22 protein-coding genes and 3 pseudogenes are annotated in these 23,307 nt (G+C 47.6%); 17 read left to right on the top strand and 8 right to left on the bottom strand.

Annotated features, from left to right (window positions below):
• Window positions 1-168: 168 nt before the first annotated feature.
• Both DXA55_RS04340 and DXA55_RS04335 read right to left on the bottom strand, forming a co-directional pair.
• Window positions 169-1,626 carry an alpha-L-fucosidase gene (locus DXA55_RS04340; RefSeq protein ID WP_117813107.1) on the bottom strand — a complete coding sequence of 486 codons (1,458 nt, stop codon included), beginning with the start codon at window positions 1,624-1,626 and terminating at the stop codon, window positions 169-171.
• 605 nt (window positions 1,627-2,231) lie between these two features.
• Window positions 2,232-3,572 (bottom strand): MATE family efflux transporter, encoded by a 1,341-nt coding sequence (locus tag DXA55_RS04335; RefSeq protein WP_117804471.1) that lies wholly within the window; start codon window positions 3,570-3,572, stop codon window positions 2,232-2,234.
• Window positions 3,573-3,797: 225 nt separating this feature from the next.
• On the opposite strand from DXA55_RS04335, the gene DXA55_RS04330 reads away from it, so the two are divergent.
• Together DXA55_RS04330 and DXA55_RS04325 are read left to right on the top strand one after the other, a co-directional pair.
• The gene (locus DXA55_RS04330) at window positions 3,798-4,220 is read left to right on the top strand and encodes a MarR family winged helix-turn-helix transcriptional regulator (protein ID WP_055226165.1); all 423 of its coding nucleotides are present in this window, start codon (window positions 3,798-3,800) and stop codon (window positions 4,218-4,220) included.
• Between the two features lie 140 nt (window positions 4,221-4,360).
• A pseudogene (locus tag DXA55_RS04325) lies at window positions 4,361-5,121 on the top strand (sulfite exporter TauE/SafE family protein).
• 287 nt (window positions 5,122-5,408) lie between these two features.
• Here the strand turns inward: DXA55_RS04325 and DXA55_RS04320 are convergent.
• Window positions 5,409-6,155 (bottom strand): SDR family NAD(P)-dependent oxidoreductase, encoded by a 747-nt coding sequence (locus tag DXA55_RS04320; protein WP_199596439.1) that lies wholly within the window; start codon window positions 6,153-6,155, stop codon window positions 5,409-5,411.
• Window positions 6,156-6,597: 442 nt separating this feature from the next.
• On the opposite strand from DXA55_RS04320, the pseudogene DXA55_RS19510 reads away from it, so the two are divergent.
• Window positions 6,598-6,921, top strand: a pseudogene (locus DXA55_RS19510) (helix-turn-helix domain-containing protein); the annotation flags it as partial.
• A gap of 26 nt (window positions 6,922-6,947) precedes the next feature.
• Window positions 6,948-7,667, top strand: a complete 720-nt coding sequence (locus tag DXA55_RS04305; RefSeq protein WP_242998357.1) for a hypothetical protein — start codon at window positions 6,948-6,950, stop codon at window positions 7,665-7,667.
• Window positions 7,668-7,674: 7 nt separating this feature from the next.
• Here DXA55_RS04305 and DXA55_RS04300 read toward each other — a convergent pair whose 3' ends face one another.
• Window positions 7,675-8,820: a substrate-binding domain-containing protein gene (locus DXA55_RS04300; protein WP_117813099.1), complete on the bottom strand. Its 1,146-nt coding sequence runs from the start codon at window positions 8,818-8,820 to the stop codon at window positions 7,675-7,677.
• Between the two features lie 290 nt (window positions 8,821-9,110).
• On the opposite strand from DXA55_RS04300, the gene DXA55_RS17550 reads away from it, so the two are divergent.
• The 12 genes from DXA55_RS17550 (at window position 9,111) to DXA55_RS04260 (ending at window position 20,092) form a co-directional block, all read left to right on the top strand.
• A complete protein-coding gene (locus DXA55_RS17550) occupies window positions 9,111-9,899 on the top strand; it encodes a hypothetical protein (RefSeq protein ID WP_242998356.1) in 789 nt (262 codons plus the stop codon).
• A 5-nt stretch (window positions 9,900-9,904) separates the two neighbouring features.
• Complete coding sequence (locus DXA55_RS17545) at window positions 9,905-10,258, top strand: hypothetical protein (RefSeq protein ID WP_242998355.1); 354 nt, start codon at window positions 9,905-9,907, stop codon at window positions 10,256-10,258.
• Between the two features lie 17 nt (window positions 10,259-10,275).
• Complete coding sequence (locus DXA55_RS17540; RefSeq protein ID WP_242998354.1) at window positions 10,276-10,902, top strand: glycoside hydrolase family 38 C-terminal domain-containing protein; 627 nt, start codon at window positions 10,276-10,278, stop codon at window positions 10,900-10,902.
• On the top strand, window positions 10,875-11,858 hold the full coding sequence (locus DXA55_RS17535) for a glycoside hydrolase family 38 C-terminal domain-containing protein (protein ID WP_242998353.1): 984 nt from the start codon (window positions 10,875-10,877) through the stop codon (window positions 11,856-11,858). Before DXA55_RS17540 ends, DXA55_RS17535 begins: the two co-directional genes overlap by 28 nt.
• Window positions 11,859-12,036: 178 nt before the next feature.
• Entirely contained in the window at window positions 12,037-12,885 is an 849-nt protein-coding gene (locus DXA55_RS17530; protein WP_242998352.1) for a hypothetical protein, read from the top strand.
• Window positions 12,882-14,240: a glycoside hydrolase family 36 protein gene (locus DXA55_RS17525; RefSeq protein ID WP_242998351.1), complete on the top strand. Its 1,359-nt coding sequence runs from the start codon at window positions 12,882-12,884 to the stop codon at window positions 14,238-14,240. The genes DXA55_RS17530 and DXA55_RS17525 overlap by 4 nt, the downstream gene beginning before the upstream one ends.
• Window positions 14,241-14,322: 82 nt before the next feature.
• Window positions 14,323-14,847 carry a spore maturation protein gene (locus DXA55_RS04285; protein ID WP_055226187.1) on the top strand — a complete coding sequence of 175 codons (525 nt, stop codon included), beginning with the start codon at window positions 14,323-14,325 and terminating at the stop codon, window positions 14,845-14,847.
• Between the two features lie 141 nt (window positions 14,848-14,988).
• Window positions 14,989-15,921, top strand: coding sequence for a cysteine synthase A (gene cysK / locus DXA55_RS04280; protein WP_055221811.1), 933 nt, complete (start codon window positions 14,989-14,991; stop codon window positions 15,919-15,921).
• 127 nt (window positions 15,922-16,048) lie between these two features.
• Window positions 16,049-16,957, top strand: a complete 909-nt coding sequence (locus DXA55_RS04275) for a LysR family transcriptional regulator (RefSeq protein WP_117813097.1) — start codon at window positions 16,049-16,051, stop codon at window positions 16,955-16,957.
• A gap of 374 nt (window positions 16,958-17,331) precedes the next feature.
• Window positions 17,332-18,639, top strand: coding sequence for an O-acetylhomoserine aminocarboxypropyltransferase/cysteine synthase family protein (locus DXA55_RS04270; protein ID WP_022462020.1), 1,308 nt, complete (start codon window positions 17,332-17,334; stop codon window positions 18,637-18,639).
• Between the two features lie 175 nt (window positions 18,640-18,814).
• Complete coding sequence (locus DXA55_RS04265) at window positions 18,815-19,246, top strand: RrF2 family transcriptional regulator (RefSeq protein ID WP_117813096.1); 432 nt, start codon at window positions 18,815-18,817, stop codon at window positions 19,244-19,246.
• Between the two features lie 219 nt (window positions 19,247-19,465).
• Entirely contained in the window at window positions 19,466-20,092 is a 627-nt protein-coding gene (locus tag DXA55_RS04260; protein ID WP_055221835.1) for a GntR family transcriptional regulator, read from the top strand.
• A gap of 95 nt (window positions 20,093-20,187) precedes the next feature.
• On the opposite strand, the gene DXA55_RS04255 is transcribed toward DXA55_RS04260, so the two are convergent.
• The 3 genes and pseudogenes from DXA55_RS04255 to DXA55_RS19505 form a co-directional block, all read right to left on the bottom strand.
• Entirely contained in the window at window positions 20,188-20,430 is a 243-nt protein-coding gene (locus tag DXA55_RS04255; protein ID WP_278309011.1) for a helix-turn-helix transcriptional regulator, read from the bottom strand.
• 140 nt (window positions 20,431-20,570) lie between these two features.
• Entirely contained in the window at window positions 20,571-21,479 is a 909-nt protein-coding gene (locus tag DXA55_RS04250) for a ribokinase (protein ID WP_055221798.1), read from the bottom strand.
• 41 nt (window positions 21,480-21,520) lie between these two features.
• Window positions 21,521-21,706: pseudogene (locus DXA55_RS19505) on the bottom strand (DUF6783 domain-containing protein); the annotation flags it as partial.
• On the opposite strand from DXA55_RS19505, the gene DXA55_RS19500 reads away from it, so the two are divergent.
• On the top strand, window positions 21,632-21,790 hold the full coding sequence (locus DXA55_RS19500; protein WP_416388260.1) for a DUF6783 domain-containing protein: 159 nt from the start codon (window positions 21,632-21,634) through the stop codon (window positions 21,788-21,790). The pseudogene DXA55_RS19505 and the gene DXA55_RS19500 sit on opposite strands and share 75 nt — an antisense overlap.
• A gap of 8 nt (window positions 21,791-21,798) precedes the next feature.
• On the opposite strand, the gene DXA55_RS04245 is transcribed toward DXA55_RS19500, so the two are convergent.
• Window positions 21,799-23,091, bottom strand: a complete 1,293-nt coding sequence (locus tag DXA55_RS04245; protein WP_117813094.1) for an L-cysteine desulfidase family protein — start codon at window positions 23,089-23,091, stop codon at window positions 21,799-21,801.
• Window positions 23,092-23,307: the final 216 nt, after the last annotated feature.

The following is a 23,307-nucleotide window of genomic DNA, read 5'->3' as shown; positions in this document are numbered from 1 at the left end:
GAGCTCTTCCATATAGCTACCAGAGCTCACGAAAAGCTTTTTTCAGACACGCTCTAATGAAAAGCAAATTTTAAATTGTAAAAAGTAACAGGTTTTTCCAAGGTATCTTAATAATTATGAAAAGGGCTGAACAGTCACACTGTACAGCCCTTTTCGATTATTAAAAATTTACCGCTCTTTCTTCATCTCAAACACCAGCGCAATCGGTGCGGAGCCTCGTCTGTATCCTGCCGGGACGGTCATACAAAGGCCGCCTTCGACTTCTTTGAATGCAACATTTTCTCCGTTTTCCACCATACAGATCTCCGAAATCTTCGTCTCGGTATACGGTACGAAAATTTCTGCCTCTACCGATTCCTGTACCGTCGGATATAACCGGAATACATAGACTGAATCACCTTTCTGTGTGAACGAAAGGGTTCCGCTCTGGTACGGCGCGCAGACGCGGGTTCCGTAGATAGCATCGCCGAAGGTTTTCATCCACTGGCCAAAACCGTTCAGGCTGTCCCAGGCATCGACCGGGATGCGGCCGTCTGGCTGTGGGCTGACGTTCAGTGCCATGTTGCCGCCTTTGGCAACGATGTTGACAAGCATGCCGACAAGCTCACGCGGAGATTTATAATGATCGCCGTATTCGTACGTAAAGTCAACGCCGAGGGTAAGGCAGCTTTCCCACGGAACGTTCAGCGGTTCTTCCGGAATGCAGAGCTCCGGTGTCACGTAGTTTTCGTAAGCGCCGCCGATTGTACGGTCAACGGAGAGAATCCACGGCTGAATCTTACGTGCTTCCTCAACGATCTCTCCAAGCTCAATATCCTGGCCGTTGCTCTCAGAGACCCAGCCCGCGTCGAACCAGAGAATATCCAGCTTACCGTAATTCTCACAGAGCTCCAGAACCTGATTTTTTGTATATTCTTTAAAACGGTTCCACACGTTGGGATATTCCTTCGGATCGTAGGAAGGTCCGCGGGATGTCAGACCATCTTTTCTCAGATCTTCATTCCAGTAGTCCGGGCAGTGCCAGTCGGCTTTGGAAAAATAAGCACCGATGCCGATGCCTTTTGCACGGAATGCATCAAACATGGATTTTACGATATCCGCATTTTTATGTTCATGGAACGGGCAGTCCCCTGCAGTTGTTTTATAATCTGTATATTTGGTGTCCCAGAGGCAGAATCCGTCGTGATGCTTTGTGGTCAGAAGAAGATAACGGAATCCGCAGTCCTCTGCCATCTGCGCCCATTCCTCCGGCTGAAAGCGGACCGGATTAAACGAACGATTCAGGCCGAAATACTGTTTTTTAAAGGTTTCGCCGTCCGTCCAGTTTACCTGGTGGCGGGACCAGTCTGAATCCTTGTCGCTTAATGCCCAGGAGGCAACCATGCCGGGCTGGCAGTACAATCCAAAATGCATCATCAGCGCAAGCTTCTGATCCCGGAACCATTCGAGCTGCTGCAGAACAGCCGGATCGGTCGGACGCACATACGTTTCAGCGGCGCTGTAGTTGTGGACACCCTGGGAAACAATTTCCTGTTCCGGATCAGCGGGCGCTTCATTGCCCAGGATATCGATGATCGGTTCCGTTGTTTTGTTTTGATCTTCGTGTTCTAAGTTCTCTGTGCTCATAAGAGAGTCTCCTTCTCGTCAAGATGAAATTCACACCAATACTCGAAAATACAGCCAGAATACAGCCAGAACCCGTAAAGGGCCGGTTTTGGCACTACAATTAAGAAAGAATCCTGCCCGGAGGGCTTTTTTCTGTAGAAAAAACCGCGGCGACCCGATGACGTGCAGGCGGCCGCGGATCGGACAGGAATCCTGTCCTCGAGATAGTGTGTGTACGGAATCCCGACACCGGGATATCCGTCTGTGTTGTCTATAGAATACCATATAAATGTTAAAAAGTCACCCTTTAAATTTAAACAAAATGTTCATAAAAAATCGGTAAAAGTGAACAAAAAGAATTGTAAAAAATCTGAAAAAATAACCCCCACGGGGGCTTGCGGGACGAACTTTAGCGTAGTAAAGTAAAAAAAGAAAAAAGCGGAAACCTCGAGGAGGTAAACCGCATGACGCAGGCGTACAGTCTGCGTGCACCGAATCACAAAGAATCCGAGGTCGAATCGGGATTCGGATCTCCGTTACAAATTTTTCCGGATCGCTTGTCATTCCGTTGTTAATTAAGGTGATTTCCTGCGATCGTCTGTCATAAAGATATCTCCAAAGAAAATTTATACAGCAGTACGAATCGGTTTCTTCTTTAAGTACCGAAACACCAGCAGGCAGAGGATAATAGAGGTCAGAGATCCACATGCCGTTGTAATGCCCATCGGGAACAGCGTGTCCGGGAACCAGATGGAAGTCAGATACACACCGGGGATTCTAACAAGCAGAATGGCAATGATATTGTGCAGGAAGGAAAATTCCGACCGTCCGCAGGCACAGAAATAGCCGCTGAAGGTGAAGTGGACTCCAGCAAAAATGCAGTCCCAGATATAACCGCGGATATACTGACCGCCGAGGCGTGCAACCTCCGCATCTGTTGTGAAAAGACCGACCACAGGAACGGAAATAAACTGAATCGTAATAGCGACGATCAGTCCGAAAACGACAGCAATCAGTGCAGCACACCACATGGTCTGTTCGGCACGCTTCTGCTTTCCAGCACCGATGTTCTGCGCGCCGAGCGCCGAAACAGTGGAAAGCATGGAAGATGGAATCAGGAACAGGAAGCTGATGATTTTCTCTACAATACCGACTGCAGCCGCTGCTTCCAGACCGCGCCGGTTAGCGATGATGGTAATGATGATAAAGGCGATCTGAATAAAACCATCCTGCAGGGCGATCGGAACACCGATTTTAAGAATCTGTCCCATCACAGCTGTCTGAGGGGAGAGATCCGACCGGGTAAGACGGATGCCAGTATCACGTTTGCGGATCGCAATCAGTGCCAGAATGACGCTGAGTGTCTGGGAAAGCGTGGTTCCAAGCGCGGCACCGGATGGACCAAGATGCAGGGCGCCCATAAAGAGATAGTCGAGTGCGATATTGGCCGCACATGCGACTGCGATGAAGTACATCGGGCTTTTCGAATCACCAAGTCCACGGAAGATGGAACTGATGATATTATACGCGGTGATGAATGGAATACCAATGAAACAGATCGTCAGATAAGCGACGGTGCCGGAAACGGCTTCGGATGGTGTGGACATCACAAGTACGATCGGCTTTACCAGAAGAAGCAGGATTACCATCAGCACGACGGAAACACCGAGAAATAAAGTGATGGTATTTCCTGTGCAGCGTGATGCCTGCTTTTTATCTTTTGCGCCGACGGCCTGCGCGATGCTGACAGTCGTTCCCATGGCAAGTCCCACGATGATAACGGTAATCATATGCATAACCTGACTGCCGATGGAAACGGCTGTTGTACCGGCCGCACCGTCAAACTGACCGATGATGAAAAGATCTGCCATGCCGTAGAGCGTCTGCAGAAAATACGATAAGAGATAAGGCAGCGAAAAATAGAAAATATTTTTCCAGATACTGCCGGTTGTTAAGTTTCGTTCCATGATAGGGAAACCTCCTGTTGTAGAATGTTACGATTATAGTAAACCCTACAATAATTATAGAGTCAAGAATATAATTTTCTGCACTTTATAAAAATACTTTAGATTTATAAGTTCGAACGTTTTCCGTGTACACTCCTTGACAAATGTTCAAAAAAGAACTATTATACAAAAAAGTTCAAAATAGAACAAATAAGAATATCAAGTTAAAAAAGAAGGTGAAAAAGTATGTTTGATGAACAATGGCAATTTGCAGTGGAGGTAGAACGAAAATACAACCAGTACCGAAAAAAGGTCATGGTGCGTTATGATCTGTCAGCTGCGGAAGTGGATGTTCTGCTGTTTCTTGCGAATAACAGCCAGTTTGATCTTGCAGTGGATATTGTGCGTGTGCGGAAAATGCAGAAATCGCATGTTTCACTGGCAGTGAACAAGCTGTGTGAAAAAGGATACATTCAAAAAGAAACAGATGCGGCGGATCGCAAGAAAGTGCATTTGAAGCTAGAAGAAAGTGCATCAGAAATTATCCGCTTTGGACAGGATTGCCAGAGAGCGTTTGGAGAATCGTTGTTTTCCGGAATTTCCAGAGAAGACAGGGAAGAATTTCTCAGATTATGCGAGCTGATTCGGAGGAACGTGACGGAAAAATAAAAACGCTGAAAGCCAGAGAGAAGAACATAATAGAAAAATAAGACAAAACAAAAACAGAAAGAGGAGGAAAACAGTCATCTGCCCCTAAATGGAAAAGTACAGGAAAAGTGCAACGGATCTAAGCGGATGACAGAAAAACTATGACAATAACACAACTTATCGTATGTATTGTGGCTGGTCTTGGCGCCGGCCTTGGCACGGGACTTGCGGGACTCTCCGCAGCGGCCGTTGTTTCACCGATGCTGATTACCTTTTTACACATGCCGGCTTATCAGGCGATTGGCATTGCGCTGGCATCGGATGTGCTGGCATCAGGAGTAAGTGCCTGGACTTATAAAAAGAATAAAAACATTGATATCCGCCATGGCGTGATTATGCTGATATCTGTTCTGATTTTTACACTGGTCGGCAGCTTCGTATCTTCGCTGGTGCCAAATGGAACCATGGGCGGATTTTCGAAAGTGATGACACTGTTTGTCGGACTGAAATTTATCATCCGTCCGATCATGACGACGAAAGAAGTACAGGCAAACAAATCAGAAAAACAGAAAATCCAGCAGTCGATTCTCTGCGGTGTTGTGATTGGATTTATCTGTGGATTTGTCGGAGCAGGCGGTGGCATGATGCTGCTTCTGGTGCTGACCAGCGTGCTCGGATATGAGCTGAAAACAGCAGTTGGAACGAGCGTCTTTATTATGACCTTTACAGCTCTGACCGGTGCAATCTCTCATTTTTATATCGGCGCGCGCCGGACATTCCAATTCTGATTGCCTGTGTCATCAGTACCCTGGTCTTTGCACAGATTGGAGCGAAATGGGCCAACGGGGCAAATGTGAAAATGCTGAACCGCATGACGGGAATTTTGCTCTGTGCGCTGGGAGTGGTGATGCTGTTTTTCTAACTACGTCGACTGACACTTTAGAAGTTTTCAAATATGATTTAACCAAATCAAGGAAGTCCCTTGCTTCCATGGTGAAAAACAATAAGCAGCGAATCGGATTGAGAATATCTGCTGCTATATAGGAAAAAATCCTGTGGGACATGAACTGCCTCCCAATCTTCAAAATGGAAAGCGGAAGATTGAGAGATAGTTTAACGTCTTGCAGGATTTTTTCTATCATAAAACTATAGATTTTACGCAGATAACCTCAAAATCAGAAAATGGTGTACAACTGGATGAAAAATAAATCAGGATCTCATCGCACCATCCACGGAAAGAATTTCTCCGGTTACATACGAAGCCATATCGCTTGCCAGGAAGAGGAATGCGTTTGCAATGTCTTCTGCCTCACCAATTCTTCGAAGAGGAATGCGGTTGATGAGTGGATCGATCATTTCTTTTGGAAGTGCGGCAACCATATCGGTACGGGTGATGCCAGGTGCAACCGCGTTTACACGGATATGGAAAGGACCAAGTTCCCGTGCGAGGGACCAGGTCAGACCGTTGACCGCATATTTACTGGATGGATAGGCAACGCCGCCCGGCTGGCCGCAGATGCTGACCATTGAGCTGGTATTTAAAATACAGCCGCCGCCCTGTTCTTTCATAATAGCAACGGTTGGAAGGATGCCGTTCATCATGGCGTTGACATTTAGATCCATGACACTGGCAAAGCGCTCTGCGGTATACTTGTCAATTGGTGTACTGTCTGAGACACCGGCGTTGTTCACAAGAATATCGATTTTGCCGTATTTTTCTTTGACTTTGTTGATCTCATCTACCATGGCAGCTGCATCGGTTAGCTTTGGCCATGCACCGGAAACTTCCCAGTCCGGGTTTTCTTCTTTTAAAGATGCAACCGCTTTTGCAACGGTCTCTTCCCGGGATCCGAACAGGACGACTTTCGCGCCGTTCTGCAGAAATTTGTGCACAATGGCATAGCCGATTCCTCTGGTTCCGCCGGTAACAATTGCAACTTTATCTTTTAACATCATACCATTCACCCGATCCCGTTTTTTCGTATCAATGAAAACTGATTATGCAGGCTGTAGTTTTTATTTTTTTAACGATTCGGAGAAAAATGAATTTTGCATGAAAAATCATTTGACTCTGAATGACGATTCGTTTTGGAGAATACAAAAAACGGGATATTTCCTTTCTCTTAAATTTTGTTGCAAATCTTTTCCTTTATTATACGGGATATCGTTGGTGGACAGTCAATGCAAATTTTTTCAGAAATAAACAGCATTCTTTTCTCAAAAGCAGAAGATTTCTATGGAAAAAGAGAATTGTTACGTGGCTTTTTGATGGAAAACAGGATATAATAGGAAACAAAAGTATACACCAGGTGTATACTTTTATAAAATCAAAACGAAAAAAGCGGAAAAACAGAAAGAAAAAGAGTGAAAAAAAGAGAAACAGTCAGAATGCGGGGGAATGACTGGACAAAAGGAAAAACGGGGTGCAACGATGAGAATTCAGGAAGTAATCAAAAAAACAGGATTGTCCAGGAGGACGGTTTATTATTATATCGATCAGAAGATGATCTCGCCCGTTGTTGATGAACATAACGGTTACCATGATTTTTCAGAAGCAGATATTCAAAAACTTTTTATCATCCGCAAGCTGCGCGAGGCAGGACTTTCACTGGCGGATATCCGCGCGATTCTTCACAAGCCGCGCACAACACCATTTTATCTGCATAAACAGCTGAATGCACTCCAGTCGCAGATGCTTACCATTCAGCAGACGATCAGCGAAATGGATCGTCTGAGCGGACAGCTCCTGTGTGCCAGTCGCTTGACCAGCTTGCGGGGATGCTTGCAGATACCGATTTTTGCCCGGAAGATCCTACCCGGAATCAGATGGAATCCCGGGATGCCCGGCTGCTGGCACAGTATTTGTGGATGGCATATCTGGATACGCCGGTTACGGAATATCAGCAGTTTTTGTGGCAGAAAATCACACAGCATACGATTGAGCACGCAGGTACGGATTTGAAAATGATGTCCCGTTATTTACAGTACATTTCTCCGGAGCAGATTGATGCGACGAATATCAACCAGTATCTGCGCAATCAGAAAATTATCTCTCTGACGGAGGAAGATTATCCGGGTTTTGTGGAAGAGCTGAAAGTTTCTTTGCTTGCATTTGCGGCAGATCCGGTACAGCAGGAAAAATGGCGTCTTTTTTATCAGCCGGTGATCCATCCAACGGCGTTGTTCTGTGTATCCGTGAGCGGATGGATGCGGGAATTTCATCCGGCATACCGCCGCTATTATGAAAACACGCACACCTGCTGCCGGATGCTGAAAGATTTTATGGACAGTGATGAGGGAGCAGCGCTGAATGCGACACTGCGGGAGGCATTCCAGGGAAATTGTGATGTGCGTACAGGATATTACGGAGAACTGGAAGTGGCGGCAACATTCCATAAAAGTATTTATGCATTGCTGCCGCCAGAGAAGATCCGAAAATTTCTGGAAGAAAATTCAGATGAAAAATGATCTGGTTTTAGGATTCTGTTTTTATCATTCGAAGCGAGGATGCCCGGGGAACAAGTGTCACCGGCAGTACAATTTTTTCCGGTTCCGCCGCAGGGTTTTCCAGTGCGGAAAGGAGAATCCGGCTGGCTTCCCGTCCGATGCTTTCAAAGTCCTGATGAATAGAGGTAATTTCAAGGCTTCGGCTGAGACTCGTGTCATCAAAACCACAGAGGCAGAGATCCTCCGGAATCCTAAGGCCAATGGTACGGCAGGCAAGGAAAATAAGTTCGGCAACCTGGTCATTTTCTGCGAGAAGAGCAGTGATTCCATTTTGATGCAGAGCAAGGAGCTGCTGCTGAAAAGAAGTCAGTTCTGTGGAAAGGGCATCCTCTTCAGAAAGAGAATGGGGCCAGGTGACAAGCTGCTGAGAATCGGGCATGATTCCGGCAGCTTTCATTTCGTGCAAAAATCCGCCGAAACGATCACGGACCGACGAGGTTTCGGAAAGGGGGGCTGTTGTGAAAAAGGCGATGTTGCGATGCCCCTGTTCCAGGAGGTGACGGGTGAGCTGCCGTCCGCCATCGTAATTGTCGCAGACAACATTGTTTAAATACGGACAGTCGGTCTGCTTGTCGATGATGACAACCGGGCGGTTTGCAAACAGGAAATCGTTTAACTGTTCCAGGTGGATATTGTCACGCTTGGGATAGTAGACAAGTCCGGCGATGTTCTGAGAACGGAGCAGTTCCAGTGTCGTACGTTCCTTCGGAGAGGAAGAGCCGGTGATATGAATGCTTAAAAAGTATCCTTTTTCGGCCAGTGCGGCACTTAAGGAACCAATCGTTTCCGAAATGTTTCCCTGTGTTGTGGCAAAGGGAAGCAGCAGGGAAACCATTTTTGATTTGCTGTCGTTTTCTGATGCGGAGGAGGAAACCGGTGGGATTTTCTGCGAGACAAAGCTTCCGACGCCGCGTTTTCGATACAGGATTCCCTGCTGTTCCAGATCTTCAATCGCCCGCTTTGCTGTGATGCGGCTTACCTCATATTGCTCCGAGAGCATTTTTTCCGTGCAGAACACGGCATCGGAAGAAAACTGTCCGGTGCGGATGCGCTCTAAAAGAGCTTCTTTGATGATTTCATATTTGGGTTTCGTTATTCTTTTATTTCTATCCATGTCTGTAAAATTCCTCAAATAGTATGATTGGTGACAACTGTATTTGTAAAAGTGTGATATCGACTTGCTTTGTATTATAATCTCGGGAAAAAGATAAGTCAAACTAAAAATGATATATCAAATAAAAAGAAAATGATATAAAATCATGGAAAAACGTAGAAATACTTGACAGAAGCATTGCGTTTTTTATGATATGATATATCAAATCAACACGGCAATACAGGAACAAGACTTAATATAGAAAGAGTTTTAAGTTTGAAAATCATTTTTATAACAGGAGGAAACACATCATGAAAACAACTGTTCATATTATTTCCCATTCCCACTGGGACAGAGAGTGGTATCAGTCTTTTGAAAAACACAGAATGAAACTGATTGAGCTGGTAGACAATATTTTGGAAAAAGCAGAGAACGATCCGGAATTTGGTGGATTTTTCCTGGATGGACAGACGATTGCCCTGGACGATTACCTGGAAGTGCGCCCGGAAAAACGCGAGCAGGTGGAAAAATGCGTCCGTGAAGGAAAAATCCAGACTGGCCCGTGGTACATTCTGCAGGATGAGTTTCTGACCAGCGGTGAGGCATGTGTCCGCAATCTTCAGGTCGGCATGCAGGAAGCAGAGCGTTACGGAGCGATCGGAAATGTCGGTTATTTCCCGGATGCATTCGGAAATGCGGGACAGATGCCGCAGGTGCTGAAGCAGGCGGGCATGGATGCGGTTGTGTTCGGACGCGGTGTAAAACCGATCGGACCGAATAATGAGGTAACCGGAGGACAGTATGAGTCCACGTATTCCGAAATGATGTGGGCATCCCCGGACGGAACGAAACTGCCGGGTATTCTGTTTGCAAACTGGTATAACAACGGAGTGGAGATTCCGGTGGATGAGGCAGAAGCAAAAGTTTACTGGGACAAAAAACTGGCCGATGCGAGAAAATTTGCGGCAACACATCAGCTTCTGATGATGAACGGATGCGACCATCAGCATTGCAGAAGGACATTACCGAGGCAATCCGTGTCGCACGGAAACTATACCCGGACATTGAATTTATTCATTCGGATTTCAAAACCTATGTAAAGGCAATGGAAAAAGAAATTTCCGAGAATTTCTCTACGGTAAAGGGCGAGCTGACAAGTCAGGAAACAGACGGAAGATGGACTCTGGCAAACACCGCTTCTTCCTGGATGGGACTGAAAGTGGACAACCGTGCCGGCGAAACAGCGCTGGAGCGGAAAGCAGAACCGGCGGCAGCCATGGCAGAGGTGCTTGGCAAAGCATACCCGGAAGACCAGATGATTTACAGCTGGAAAAAGCTGATGCAGAATCATCCGCATGACAGCATCTGCGGCTGCAGCGTCGATGAAGTAAATGAAGAAATGAAAACCCGCTTTGCGAAGAGCAGACAGGTGCGGATGCGATTTACGATGAGAGTGTAGAATACCTGACCGATCAGGTGAATACCGCGGCACTTCCTGGAAACAGTGAAAAGATTCCGTTCGTTGTATGGAATACTTCTGGCACCGCGAAAAAACAGGTCATTGCAAAAGAACTGCATCTGTTCCGCGATTACAATCTGTTTGTATGGGATGGTTATGAGGCGGCCGAGGCGGTAGAAATGCCAAATCTGGTGCTTCGCGATGCAAACGGAAATGCAGTTCCGGCAAAAATCGAAAATGCAGGAATTTCCTTCGGGTACGATCTGCCGGATGACCGGTTCCGTCAGCCATATATGGCAAAGAAGGTGCTGGTAACGTTTGAGGCAGAAGTTCTGGCGATGGGATATGCAACATATTATCTGGAGCAGGCAGAGCCGGATCAGAACCAGGAAACCTCTGCAGATTTTGCGAATGAGCGCGTTCTGGAAAATGAAAACCTGAAAGTTACGGTCAATGAGGACGGTTCCTACCAGATTCTGAATAAGGAAACCGGAAGAACGTATGAAAATCTGGGACTCTATGAAGATACCGGAGATATGGGAAATGAATATATTTATATTCAGGACTCTGGAAAACAGACAATCACAACGAAAGGCATGAAGCTGAGATTCGCTGTGTGGAGAAAAATGCATTCCGCACGGTAGTTGAGATCTGTCACGAAATGATGATTCCGTCCGGTATGGGAGAGGAACTGCAGAGACAGCGTGAGATGTGTATTGACCCATATACGCGTGTGGCAAACCGTTCGAAGGAACTGGTTCCGATGGAAGTAAAGACGGTTCTGACACTGGAAAAATCGGGAAAAGGCCTGCACGTTGCAACGACAATCTGCAATCAGGCAAAGGATCACAGAGTCCGCGTTGTAATGCCGACGGGTCTGAATACGTCTACGCATCTGGCAGATTCTGCCTTTGAGGTTGTAAAGAGAAATAACCGTCATAATGATACCTGGACGAATCCCTGCGGATGTGAAAGACAGCAGTGTTTTGCTGCAATGGAAGATGAGACAAATGGTCTTCTTGTGGCAAACCGCGGATTGTATGAATATGAGGTTCTGGCGGATGAGGAGAATGCGATTGCGGTAACGCTGCTTCGCTCCGTTGCGGAGATGGGTGACTGGGGTTATTTCCCGACGCCAAAGGCGCAGCAGATCGGAACGTTTACCCTGGAGTTTGAAGTTGTGCCGTATGCAGCCGGTAAGACGGGCGAGGCATTTACCGAGGGTTACGCATTCCAGCAGGATCTGACAGCAGCACAGGCCGGTCTTTCAAAGGCATGGCTCAGAAAGCCGGGTCAGGTAAAACCGGAACTCGTATCGGGCGAGATGCCGCTGGAAATGAGCTTCCTCCGCTTTGAAGGGGAAGGAATTCATCTGACGGCGTTTAAGAAGGGACTTGCAAAGGACGATCTGTTTGTGCGGTTTGTGAACAATATGCCGCAGGATGAGGTACTTTCCTTCCGAAAGGAGAGCTGGATGAAAGAGGTTTACCGCAGTAATGTAGTGGAAGAGAAGGGTGAGGTACTTTGCCCGGATGAGAACGGGGTGTATCATGTGACACTCCTGGAGTTTGAGATTGCGACGTTTGGGGTTGTGAAATAACGGCTGGCGCGTGAGATAGGAGTGAGAACGGGAGGAAAGTCTGGATCCGCCTGAAGGGCGGATCGGCGCAAGATGGTTGAAAAGAATAGGATGGAAAAAGCAAGAATGTGCTGGACTTTAAAGGGGACAAGTTATATGCTGGAAATATGAGAAAAATTTCCAAAGGAGGGTTTTTAAGATGCAGAAATGGACGAGCAGGATTGAGACCCCGATCAAGGCAGAGCTGATTTGTTATGATGTGAATGGAATTCATATTGTGTTTGGGGTGACGGAAGAGAATCAGCTGAAGCTGTTTCATTTTTCACATGCACCGTTTGACGCGGAGAATCTTTGCCGGAAGCCGGATGGAGTGTGGATGATGGAAGGAATGCGGGAAGCTCAGATTAAGGAGAGCTTCCAGCTGGTGCAGGTGAATTTTTCGGGGTATAACCGGCCGTATGAGAAGCATGGAAATAAGTATATTGTGACGGCTCCGGGCTTTATGCTGAAGTTTGATTCGATTTCGGAGGAGAGAAATGAGAACGGGGATCTGCTTCGGATTGTGCAGTCGGATGATGTGACGGGCGCGAAGGTGGAGTCTGTGATGCAGTTTTTTGATGGGATTCCGGTTGCGAGAATGTACAATACAGTGACGAACGAAGGAAAGGAAGACCAGACACTGGAGTACATTTCGAGTTTTAGTTACTGGGGTATTGAGAAGGAACAGAAAGAGGGAATTCCAGAGCTTGTCAGCTCGGATGACAAGATGTCGATGGTTGTGGTTCACAATGGATGGCAGAAGGAGCTGACGGTGAAGAAGTACAGGTTTGCAGATCTTGGCATGGCGCAGACGCAGCCGCATAATTATCAGAGAACTTCGAAGACGATTGAGATTACGAATACGGGCAACTGGTCGGCGAAGGAATATGTGCCGATGGGATATATTGGAAACAGTGCGGCAGATTCGAGTCTGTTTTTTGAGATTGACACAGTGGTTCCTGGCATTATGAGATCGGAGATCAGAACTGCCATTTTTATCTGGCGGTGAGCGGTCCGACAGAGATTCAGTCACACTGGTCGAAGAACCTGAAGCCGGGAGATTCCTTTACAACGGTTCCGGTGGCTGTCGGCGTTGGGCATGATGATTTTGAGGAGGCGGTTGGTACTTTGACGAAGTACCGCAGAAGGATCCGCCGTCCGAATAAGGATAATGAAAATCTGCCGGTTATTTTCAATGATTATATGAATTGTCTGTTTGGAGATCCGACCACAGAAAAAGAGTTCCCGCTGGTGGATGCGGCAGAGAAGGCCGGATGTGAGTATTTTGTCATTGATGCCGGCTGGTATGCGGACGGCAACTGGTGGGACAGTGTCGGTGAGTGGCAGGAGAGTAAAAAGCGCTTTCCGAATGGAGTGCGTGAGGTGACGGATTATATTCGTTCGAAGGGCATGATTCCTGGTGTCTGGCTGGAGCTGGAGGTTATGGGTATCAACTGTAAGAAGGCTTCCATTCTGCCGGATGAGTGCTTCTTCCTGCGCCACGGCAAGCGTGTGTATGACAGAAGCCGTTATCAGCTGGATTTCCGTCATCCGCTTGTGATTGAGCATGTGACCGAAGTCATCGACCGTGTGGTACGGGACTACGGTGTCGGCTATATCAAGATGGACTACAATATTGAGCCTGGTATTGGTACGGAAGTGGATGCAGACAGTTTTGGAGACGGTCTTCTGGAGCATGAGAGAGCGTATCTGGCATGGCTGGACGGCATTTATAAAAAGTACCCGGATCTTGTGATTGAGAACTGCTCGAGCGGCGGTCTCCGCATGGACTATGCAATGCTGGCGAGAAACAGTATTCAGTCGACGAGTGATCAGGAGGATTACCGGAATTATGCGACGATCTCGGCGAATGCAGCCATCGGCGTGACGCCGGAGCAGGCGGCGATCTGGTCGTATCCGCTGCGGGACGGCACCGAAGAGGAAGTTATTTTCAATATGGTGAATGCGCTGCTGCTTCGTATCCATCAGAGCGGCCACCTTGCAGAGATTTCGCCGGAGCGGTTTGATCTTGTAAAGGAGGGAATTGACTGCTACAAGGAGATCCGCAGCGGCATCAAGGACGGCGTTCCGTTCTGGCCGATGGGATGGGCGGATAATGAGGACAAGCACCTCGCAGCCGGCATCCGCGTGCCGGGGGATGTGATTTATCTTGGTGTATGGAGACGCGGCGGAGAGGCTGATTTTGAAGTTCCGCTGAACCGAGCATTCCCAGGGAAAGAGCTGGAGGTTCCTGCATTTACCCGAAAGCATGCGGTGATGTGTTCCATTACGATGACTACAGCAAGACGCTGCAGATTCACTTCCCGGAGACGTATATGGCGCGTCTGTTTCAGATTAAAGTGAAATAAAATTACATAAATCCCCGCCCGCGGAATAAATTGTATCGGAGTGTATCTGATAGGATTTTTCCGAGGAGGGGATTTTTTTGCGTATTCTTTCGGCACTTTCGGATCTGATGGTTCCCGTGCTGATTTTTTATGTGGTCGGACTGGGGCTTTTGATGAAACAGGATGTGTTCGGCGATTTTCTGAACGGGGCGAAGGACGGCATGCGGACGGTGATCGGAATTGTGCCGACCTTAATCGGGCTGATGGCGGCGGTCGGTGTGCTGCGGTCATCGGGATTTCTGGAGGATTTTGGAAAACTGCTCGGAACGGTGCTGGAACCGGCGGGGATTCCATCTGCCCTGGTGCCGCTCGGGGTTGTGCGTCTCTTTTCCAACAGTGCGGCGGTGAGTTTGCTGCTGGATCTCTACAAAGAGGCGGGGTGTGATTCCTTCGCCGGACGGGCAGCTTCGATTATGATGTCGTGTACGGAGACGGTTTTTTATACGATGGCGGTCTATTTCGGAGCGGTCCACATCAAAAAAACGCGGTACACACTGGCGGGTGCATTGCTTTCTTCCCTAGTCGGAATGGCGGTCAGTATTGCGCTTGCAGGTCTGCTCTAACCATCTTTTCTGATCATATCAGTGAAATGTGTTGACATTTTAAAACGATTGGAATAAGATGGAAACAACTTAAAACATACAAACTCAATAGGAAATAGGGAAATAGAGAAAAAGCGAGCAAAAGTAAGGAGGAAATCAACGATGGCAAAGGTATATGACAGCATTCTGGATCTTGTAGGAAAAACTCCGCTGGTAGAACTGAAACGAATTGAAGAAAAAGAAGGACTGCAGGCGAAACTGATCGCAAAAGTAGAATCCTTCAATCCGGCAGGAAGCGTCAAAGACCGTATCGCAAAAGCGATGATCGAGGATGCTGAGGCAAAAGGTCTCTTAAAAGAAGGTTCCGTTATCATTGAGCCGACTTCCGGAAACACTGGAATCGGACTGGCAGCGGCAGCTACCGTAAAAGGGTATCGTATGATCCTTACGATGCCGGAAACCATGAGCGTAGAGCGCCGCAACATTGTAAAGGCATACGGCGCAGAGGTTGTTCTGACCGATGGAACAAAGGGTATGAAGGGTGCGATCGAGAAAGCCGATGAGCTTGCAAAAGAGATCCCTAACAGCTTCATCGCAGGCCAGTTCGTGAACCCGGCAAACCCGGCAACCCACAAAAAGACAACAGGTCCGGAGATCTGGGAAGATACCGACGGAGAGGTTGACATCTTCGTTGCAGGTGTCGGCACCGGCGGAACGATCACCGGAACGGGTGAGTATTTAAAAGAGAAAAAACCGGAAGTAAAAATTGTAGCAGTAGAGCCGGCATCCTCACCGGTACTGTCTGAGGGTGTTTCCGGACCGCATAAAATCCAGGGAATCGGCGCAGGTTTCGTGCCGGAGACTCTGAATACCAGCATTTACGATGAAATCATCAAGGTAGAAAATGAGGATGCTTTCGAGACCGGAAAATATCTGGCAGCCGAGGAAGCTATTCTTGCAGGAATTTCCTCCGGCGCAGCGCTGTATGCGGCAATTCAGCTGGCAAAACGCGAAGAGAACAAGGGCAAAACCATTGTTGTGCTTCTGCCGGACAATGGAGACAGATACTATTCTACCCCTCTGTTTGCAAAATAAAGATTGAGAGCGGTATGCTCTGAATAGAGACATCATGCATAAATGTGTAAACTGCCATCCGCGGAACTCTCCCCTCCGCGAATGGCAGTTTCGTATATCAAATTATACCAGAAAGGGAACTTTACTTATGACACTACAACAGCTTCGCTACGTAATCCAGGCCGCGGATTCCAGATCGATGAATGAGGCGGCGAAGGCACTCTATATTTCACAGCCAAGCCTCTCGGGCGCGATTAAGGAGCTGGAAAAGGAGATTGGAATTGAACTGTTCAAGCGCAGCAGCCACGGAACGGTGCTGACCCCGGAGGGCGAGGAGTTTTTGGGCTACGCCCGTCAGGTTACCGATCAGTATCAGCTTCTCGAAAACCGCTATGTTTACCGCACGAAAGGCAAGAAAAAATTCAGTGTGTCGATGCAGCATTACAGCTTTGCCGTGAAGGCATTCGTGGAGCTGGTGAAACAGTTCGGCATGGATGAATACGAGTTTGCCGTTTACGAGACGAGAACGTACGATGTGCTGATGGATGTGAAGAACTTCAAGAGTGAACTCGGCATCCTGTATCGGAATGATTTCAATGCGAAAGTGCTGAACAAGCTGATGAAGGACAATAACCTGGAGTTCCACGATCTGTTTTCCTGCGGAACATACGTCTACCTCTGGAAGGATCATCCGCTGGCGGACAAGACTGAGATCACCATGGAGGAACTGAAGGAATATCCGTGTCTGTCGTTTGACCAGGGAAGCAACAACTCATTTTTCCTGGCGGAGGAAGTGCTTTCTACGTATGAATACAAACGAATTATCAAGGCAAACGACCGTGCGACGATGCTGAACCTGATGGTCGGCCTGAACGGGTATACACTCTGTTCCGGAATCATCTGCGAGGAGCTGAACGGCAGCGATTACCGTGCGGTGCCGCTTCACGCGGATGAAAATATGATGATCGGCTACGTTTCCAGAAAAGGAATGTCGATCAGTGCGATGGGACTGCAGTATCTGGAGGAGATCCGGAAGTATAAAGAGTTTGTACTATAAAAATTGATTTGCGTTTGCAAACCGGGTATAGGAAATTCAAAAGAAAGTGCAATGGCAGTAAAGATATGATATAGGAAAAACCTATAACCAGCCATTATTTTTCTGTATTAGACAAAACAGAAGACAGCCGCTATAATATCCCTTGTAAACAGATAGGAAATATCATAAAAGCGAGAGGAAGCGAAGTCAATGAGAGCAGTTTTCGCAGAGAATCGAATCGTGATCTATGATGTCATGTGTTGCAGCGTAAGCAGATAAATCCAGAATCAAAACGGAGCCGCTTCGCAGCAGGGGACAGACAGAATGACGACCGGTTCCGACAAATAATAGAAAAACGAAAATAAAAAAGACAATCAGAACAGGAGAATAAAATCATGAGCAAAAAAACAAGAGCAGAAAGAAATCTTAAATTTGAAACCTTACAGCTTCACGTAGGACAGGAAAATCCAGATCCGGCAACCGGAGCAAGAGCAGTGCCGATTTATCAGACATCTTCTTTCGTATTCAATAACTCCGATCACGCAGCAGCAAGATTCGGACTCCAGGATGCAGGAAACATCTACGGCCGTCTGACCAACCCGACCGAGGACGTTTTCGAGCAGAGAATGGCAGCACTGGAAGGCGGCGTTGCAGCACTTGCAGTAGCTTCCGGAGCAGCAGCTATTAACTACACCATTATCAACCTGGCGCAGAAGGGCGACCACATCGTATCTGCAAAGAACATCTACGGCGGTTCCTACAACCTGCTGGCACACACACTTCCGCAGTACGGGATCAGCACCACATTCGTTGATGTATTCAATCTGGATGAGGTCCGCGCAGCTGTTCAGGAGAACACAAAAGCCATCTACATCGAGACTCTCGGAAACCCGAACTCCGATGTTGTCGATATCGAAGCACTTGCAAAAATCGCACATGAGAACAAGATTCCGCTGGTAGTTGACAACACCTTCGCAACTCCATACCTCGTTCGCCCGATCGAGTACGGCGCAGACATCGTTGTTCATTCCGCAACCAAATTCATCGGCGGCCATGGAACTACTCTTGGCGGTGTGATCGTAGACAGCGGTAAATTCGACTGGGAGGGATCCGGAAAATTCGCATCCCTGACCGAGCCAAACCCGAGCTACCACGGCATCAGCTTCACAAAAGCAGTTGGACCGGCTGCATTCGTTACAAAAGTACGTGCCATCCTTCTTCGTGATACCGGAGCAACTCTTTCTCCGTTCAACTCCTTCCTGCTTCTGCAGGGACTTGAGACTCTGTCTCTCCGCGTAGAGCGTCACGTTGAGAACGCACTGAAAGTTGTAAAATATCTGGAGAGCCAGCCGCAGGTTGAGAAAGTACATCATCCGTCTGTATCCGATGATCCAAAGCAGCAGGCACTGTACGCAAAATACTTCCCGAACGGCGGCGGTTCCATCTTCACCTTCGAAATCAAAGGCGATGCACAGAAAGCAAAAGATTTCATCGACAATCTGGAACTGTTCTCCCTGTTGGCTAACGTTGCCGACGTAAAATCTCTGGTAATCCATCCGGCAACCACCACGCACAGCCAGTGCACCGAGGAAGAACTGCTGGATCAGGGAATCAAACCAAACACCATCCGTCTTTCCATCGGTACCGAAAATGTCGATGATATTATCGAGGATCTGGACGAGGCATTTAAGGCAGTTCAGTAAGAAGTAAGAAACAGGTTATAGTAAAATAAAACGTACGCCTCTGGCACAAGGTTTCGTGTCAGAGGCATATTTTTTGAATTACAGGAAACTTCGTTGAAATTTCCTATTTCCCATTGATTATGTAGAGAATGTGGGATACAATAAATCATAGGATAAAGATTCGGAGGAAATGTGAATGAGAGTTTCAACAAGAGGACGATATGCGCTGCGCTTAATGCTGGATCTGGCGATGAACAATACCGGAGAGCCGGTGCGCCTGAAGGATGTGGCAAAGCGGCAGGAGATTTCCGAGAAGTATCTCGAGCAGATCATCTCGATTTTAAATAAGGCCGGTTTTGTAAAAAGCGTCCGCGGCCCGGCAGGCGGCTATTCCCTGAAACGAAAGCCGGAGGAGTACACCGTAGGCATGATCCTTCGGCTGACCGAAGGCAGCCTTGCCCCGGTCGACTGCGTCGAAGACGGCACCGACTGCGGCCGCGCCGACCAGTGTGTCACCGTTCTGCTCTGGAAGAAACTGAACGACGCCATCAACGGCGTCGTGGACAACATCACCCTGGCAGACCTCGTGGACTGGCAGATGCAGAAGGCGAATGAATATGTGATCTGAGATTCAGAGTAAAAGAGAAGGATGTATTGCGGTAACGATTAAAAATATTACTGCAGTACATCTTTTTTTGATTCGATGATCTGTAGCTGCGGGGAGTAAAGGCCGGGAAATCGTCGGATCCGACATTTACAAGTGAAAAAAATTTTGTTATGATAAAAAACAGCGCCGGAAGCACATTTTTGCGGCGCCGAGAATATGAAAAGTGAGGAGTTTTTCCGGATGAAGAAACAGCAGGAAAGTCTCAAAAACATGGTATACCAGGCCATTTTGAACGGCATTTTTACCGATGAATATAAACCGAACCAGATTATCAATGAGCAGGAGCTTGTGCAGAAATTCGGTTGCAGCAAGACGCCAATCCGTGAAGCACTGGTGACGCTCTGCAACGAGGGAATTCTCCGCAGCTTCCCGCGCTTCGGCTATCAGGTCGTCAGCGTATCCCGCGAGGAGGCACAGAATATCCTGGATTTCCGTCTCGTTCTTGAGGGCGGATACCTTCGTCAGTCGATCGGAAACATCACCGAAGAAAACCTGGCGGAGCTCGCCGAAATCGACGAGAGATGCAAGCAGAGCACCGACAGCGTCTGGGATCACTGGGAGGCAAATACAGCATTCCATCTGAAGATGATTTCCTTCTCCGGCAATGCTTACGCATATCAGGAGCTTGAACGCACCATGAACGTCTTAAAACGCGCTTACGCCCAGTTTTACTGGCAGACCTGGTCCAACGTAAACCCGGCACTGGACATTGCGCATCATAACGATATTATGCAGAGCATCCGGGAGAAAGATCTGGAGAAGACGCAGAATTATCTGAAAGAGGATCTGGCGGATTTTTGCGGGTAAGAAATGAAACAGAGTGCATGGGAACGAAAAATCCCAATACACTCTGTTTTTTTGCGCGCTGGAGACCTTTTTCAGGCACGCTCCGGTGCTCGTGATTATCCATGAAAATGCTTCTCCCGATACTGCTGCGGTGTCACCCCGCTGCTTTTCTTGAACTGCCGGTAAAAGTAGGAAACGTTTGCGATTCCGATCTGGTCACAGATTTGCTGGGGGGAGAAGCTTGTGGTGGCAAGCAGGCGTTTTGCGGCTGCCATGCGTTCATCCATAATGTAGCTGCTGAGCGACGCTCCTGTTTTCGTACTGAAAATGTGGGACAGGTAGTCCAGGTTCATGTGGATTTCCTCGGCGATGGAGGTGCGGCCCAGTTCAGGATCGGAAAGATGCGAACGGATATGAATATCTTGGTATACTGATCTTGTTTCGTGCGAATACTATATCATATTTGTAGTATGTTTGCTACGCCGATTTTCTGAATCTTTTATAAAGAGTCCCTGACTTCCGCAAGCGTCGGAATAGATGTGCTGGCGCCCTTTTTCCCTACCGCAATCGCAGATGCCATGGCGGCAGTCTTGAGTGCTTCTTCCGGTGTTTTTCCGTTTATGATTTCACCGACAAAGTATCCGGTAAAGGTATCGCCTGCCGCTGTGGTATCAACGGTTTTTACCGGGAAAATGCCCTGTGCGCAGCGTTTGGTGTGATAGCCATACATGGAACCTTCTTTGCCGAGGGTGAGCACAATTTTGCTATCCGGAAATTTGTGAACCAGTCCGTTCAGCAGAGCAGTGCCATCCGCGTTTTCAGCAAGGGCAGCACCCGTTTCTTTTAAAATTGCAGCGGCCTCAATTTCGTTCAGAATCAGATATTCGGCCTTTTCGAGCGGCATCTGGAAAATCTTTGCATTGACGGGTGAGGGGTTCAGCACAATGTGCATGCCTTTTTCGTACGCGCAGTTCATAAGATAAGGGATCTCACTGATCTCATTCTGCAGGACCAGATAGTCGCCCGGTTCAGCGAAGGTTAATATATGATCCACATCCGCTTTAGTAATGGCCTGATTTGCACCGCCGAAGAGGATAATACAGTTTTCACCTTCCGGTGTATTCTGAATGATCGTGTGTCCCGATGATCCTTCTTTTTTCAGAACAAGATCCGTGTGAACACCAGCATCTTTCAGCGTTTCCAGCAGCGGAGCAGAATCCTCCGCCCCAACAGCGCCGGCATGCCACGTTTCCAGACCATAGTTTGCAAAAGCAATCGCCTGGTTCAGCCCTTTTCCGCCGCTGAAAATCTGCCGGTCATCCGCCGAAAGCGTTTCACCTGGCCGGACAAAATGATTGACGGAGTAGACGTAATCAATATTTAAAGAACCGAAGACTAATACTTTCATAGATACTCTCTTTCTGCTTCCTGTTTATTTTACAGAATCCGTCACAAGGAAGACACCATAGCTTTTCGGAAGCGGTAAAGCCAGTACATAGATTCCTTGTAATTCATCATAATGCAGAACCTCCGTTTTTTCAAATCAAAATCAAAGCCTGTTTGAAAAAGTCTGTTAAAAAGGTTTTCCGCAAAATGTGTGTCACAATTTACGGGAGATTTTGCCCGGATGAGGGCATCGTAGCGGTTTTAAGGGTGGATAGAAAGAGCAACATAAAAAAGCCATCTGTGCAAGTCTGCCCAGATGGCTGTCAAGCGTAATACTTTTGTCATTTACAAACTTCGTCAATATCCACACGATCGATCATAATATTCAGGATCTCCGTATCGGTATCTTTCATGCCGACTCTTCCGATGTATCCCATACTCTTGATCGTATCCTCGACATCTTCCCGCACGATACCTTCTCCCGGCTGGAAGCTTCTGTGGTGCTGGCCCATGTAATGAGCCAGAATTGCGGCATCAACAGCGGATGCGATTTTTGCTGCACAGGAGGATTTTGCTCCGTCGCAGACGATACCGCCGACATTTCCGATGGTGTTGACGATGGTCAGGCTGACATCCTCATACGATCCGCCGGAAAGATAGGTGATGGCAGCTCCTGCGCCGCAGCCTGCGCTGACGGCACCGCAGTAAGCGGAAAGGCTACCAATATATTTTTTCTGATGAACGGCGATCAGATTGCTGACAACGAGTGCGCGGTACAGTTTATCCTGAGAAACATTCCATTCTTTTGCAAATTCAATAACAGGAAGAGAAACGGTCATACCCTGGTTTCCACTGCCGGAATTGATGACAACCGGAAGGGAACAGCCGCTCATACGTGCATCGGAACCGGCAGCTGCGCGGGCACGGGCACGGATTTTAACGTCATTGCCATAATCATTCAGAAGGGTGCGGCCTACCTGTGCTCCGTACGGATGATTCAGGCCTTCATCGGAAATCGCAGAGTTCATGGTGATCTGACGGTCAAGAATGTCTTTGACATCTTCGATTCTTACTGTATCGGCAAATTCGAGAATGTCTTTGACATTCAGCACGCTTTTATCTACATATTCCGGAGAGTCCTCATGTGCGGCAATCTGGTAGAGTACTTCACCGTCTTTTACAATGCGTGAAATTAATGTATGGCGGTTGACAATGGTAACCTCCGCACTATGTTCCCCGGCAATGACTTTTGCAACGATATAGAGATTTTCTACACCTTCCTTTAACGTACAGGTGCAGAATCCCTGCTGTACCAGCTCTTTTGTCTTTTCGATGTCTGCTTCGGTTACGTCCTCAAGAACCTCAAGCTCACGATCTGCCCGTCCGCCGACAACACCGAGTGTTGCCGCAACATCAATTCCCTTCAGTCCGTTGGAATTTGGAACCTTAACGCCTTTTACATTTTTGATAATATTTCCGCTGCAGCAAAGTTCAATCTTCTCCGGCATCTGTCCGAGTACCTCGTGTGCTTTCGCAGCCGCATAGGCAATCGCAATCGGTTCGGTACATCCGAGGGCCGGAACAAGTTCGTTCTTTAAAATCTTTACATAACTGTTGTATAATTTCTGATCCATTGAAGTTCTCCTGTGTGTTTTTTATCCGGATAAACAATAAGTTTTGCATACTATCTGGTTATACTAATGATATATCACTGATAATATCAGATGTCAAGCATAGAATTGCATCTTCCCAGGCTACAAGACTGACTTTGCGGACACACGTTGGGATTTTCCGGCAACACGTTGTATTTTTTTTCGACATGTCCTATACTGAAATATATAGCAAAGACC

Source organism: Blautia sp. OF03-13, assembly GCF_003460685.1.
Lineage (GTDB): Bacteria > Bacillota > Clostridia > Lachnospirales > Lachnospiraceae > Fusicatenibacter > Fusicatenibacter saccharivorans.
Note: the sequence above shows the minus strand (reverse complement) of the source record. Positions and strands in the feature narration are given on the sequence as shown.

Bases quoted from the DNA above. Each gene is read 5' to 3' on its own strand.
- DXA55_RS04265 (WP_117813096.1), top strand. From the start codon at position 18,815: ATGAGAGTTTCAACAAGAGGACGATATGCGCTGCGCTTAATGCTGGAT.
- DXA55_RS04260 (WP_055221835.1), top strand. From the start codon at position 19,466: ATGAAGAAACAGCAGGAAAGTCTCAAAAACATGGTATACCAGGCCATT.
- DXA55_RS04270 (WP_022462020.1), top strand. From the start codon at position 17,332: ATGAGCAAAAAAACAAGAGCAGAAAGAAATCTTAAATTTGAAACCTTA.
- DXA55_RS04250 (WP_055221798.1), bottom strand. From the start codon at position 21,479: ATGAAAGTATTAGTCTTCGGTTCTTTAAATATTGATTACGTCTACTCC.
- DXA55_RS17545 (WP_242998355.1), top strand. From the start codon at position 9,905: ATGGAAAAAGAAATTTCCGAGAATTTCTCTACGGTAAAGGGCGAGCTG.
- cysK (WP_055221811.1), top strand. From the start codon at position 14,989: ATGGCAAAGGTATATGACAGCATTCTGGATCTTGTAGGAAAAACTCCG.
- DXA55_RS04320 (WP_199596439.1), bottom strand. From the start codon at position 6,155: ATGATGTTAAAAGATAAAGTTGCAATTGTTACCGGCGGAACCAGAGGA.
- DXA55_RS04275 (WP_117813097.1), top strand. From the start codon at position 16,049: ATGACACTACAACAGCTTCGCTACGTAATCCAGGCCGCGGATTCCAGA.
- DXA55_RS04335 (WP_117804471.1), bottom strand. From the start codon at position 3,572: ATGGAACGAAACTTAACAACCGGCAGTATCTGGAAAAATATTTTCTAT.
- DXA55_RS04245 (WP_117813094.1), bottom strand. From the start codon at position 23,091: ATGGATCAGAAATTATACAACAGTTATGTAAAGATTTTAAAGAACGAA.
- DXA55_RS04340 (WP_117813107.1), bottom strand. From the start codon at position 1,626: ATGAGCACAGAGAACTTAGAACACGAAGATCAAAACAAAACAACGGAA.
- DXA55_RS17530 (WP_242998352.1), top strand. From the start codon at position 12,037: ATGCAGAAATGGACGAGCAGGATTGAGACCCCGATCAAGGCAGAGCTG.
- DXA55_RS17550 (WP_242998356.1), top strand. From the start codon at position 9,111: ATGAAAACAACTGTTCATATTATTTCCCATTCCCACTGGGACAGAGAG.
- DXA55_RS04300 (WP_117813099.1), bottom strand. From the start codon at position 8,820: ATGGATAGAAATAAAAGAATAACGAAACCCAAATATGAAATCATCAAA.
- DXA55_RS04330 (WP_055226165.1), top strand. From the start codon at position 3,798: ATGTTTGATGAACAATGGCAATTTGCAGTGGAGGTAGAACGAAAATAC.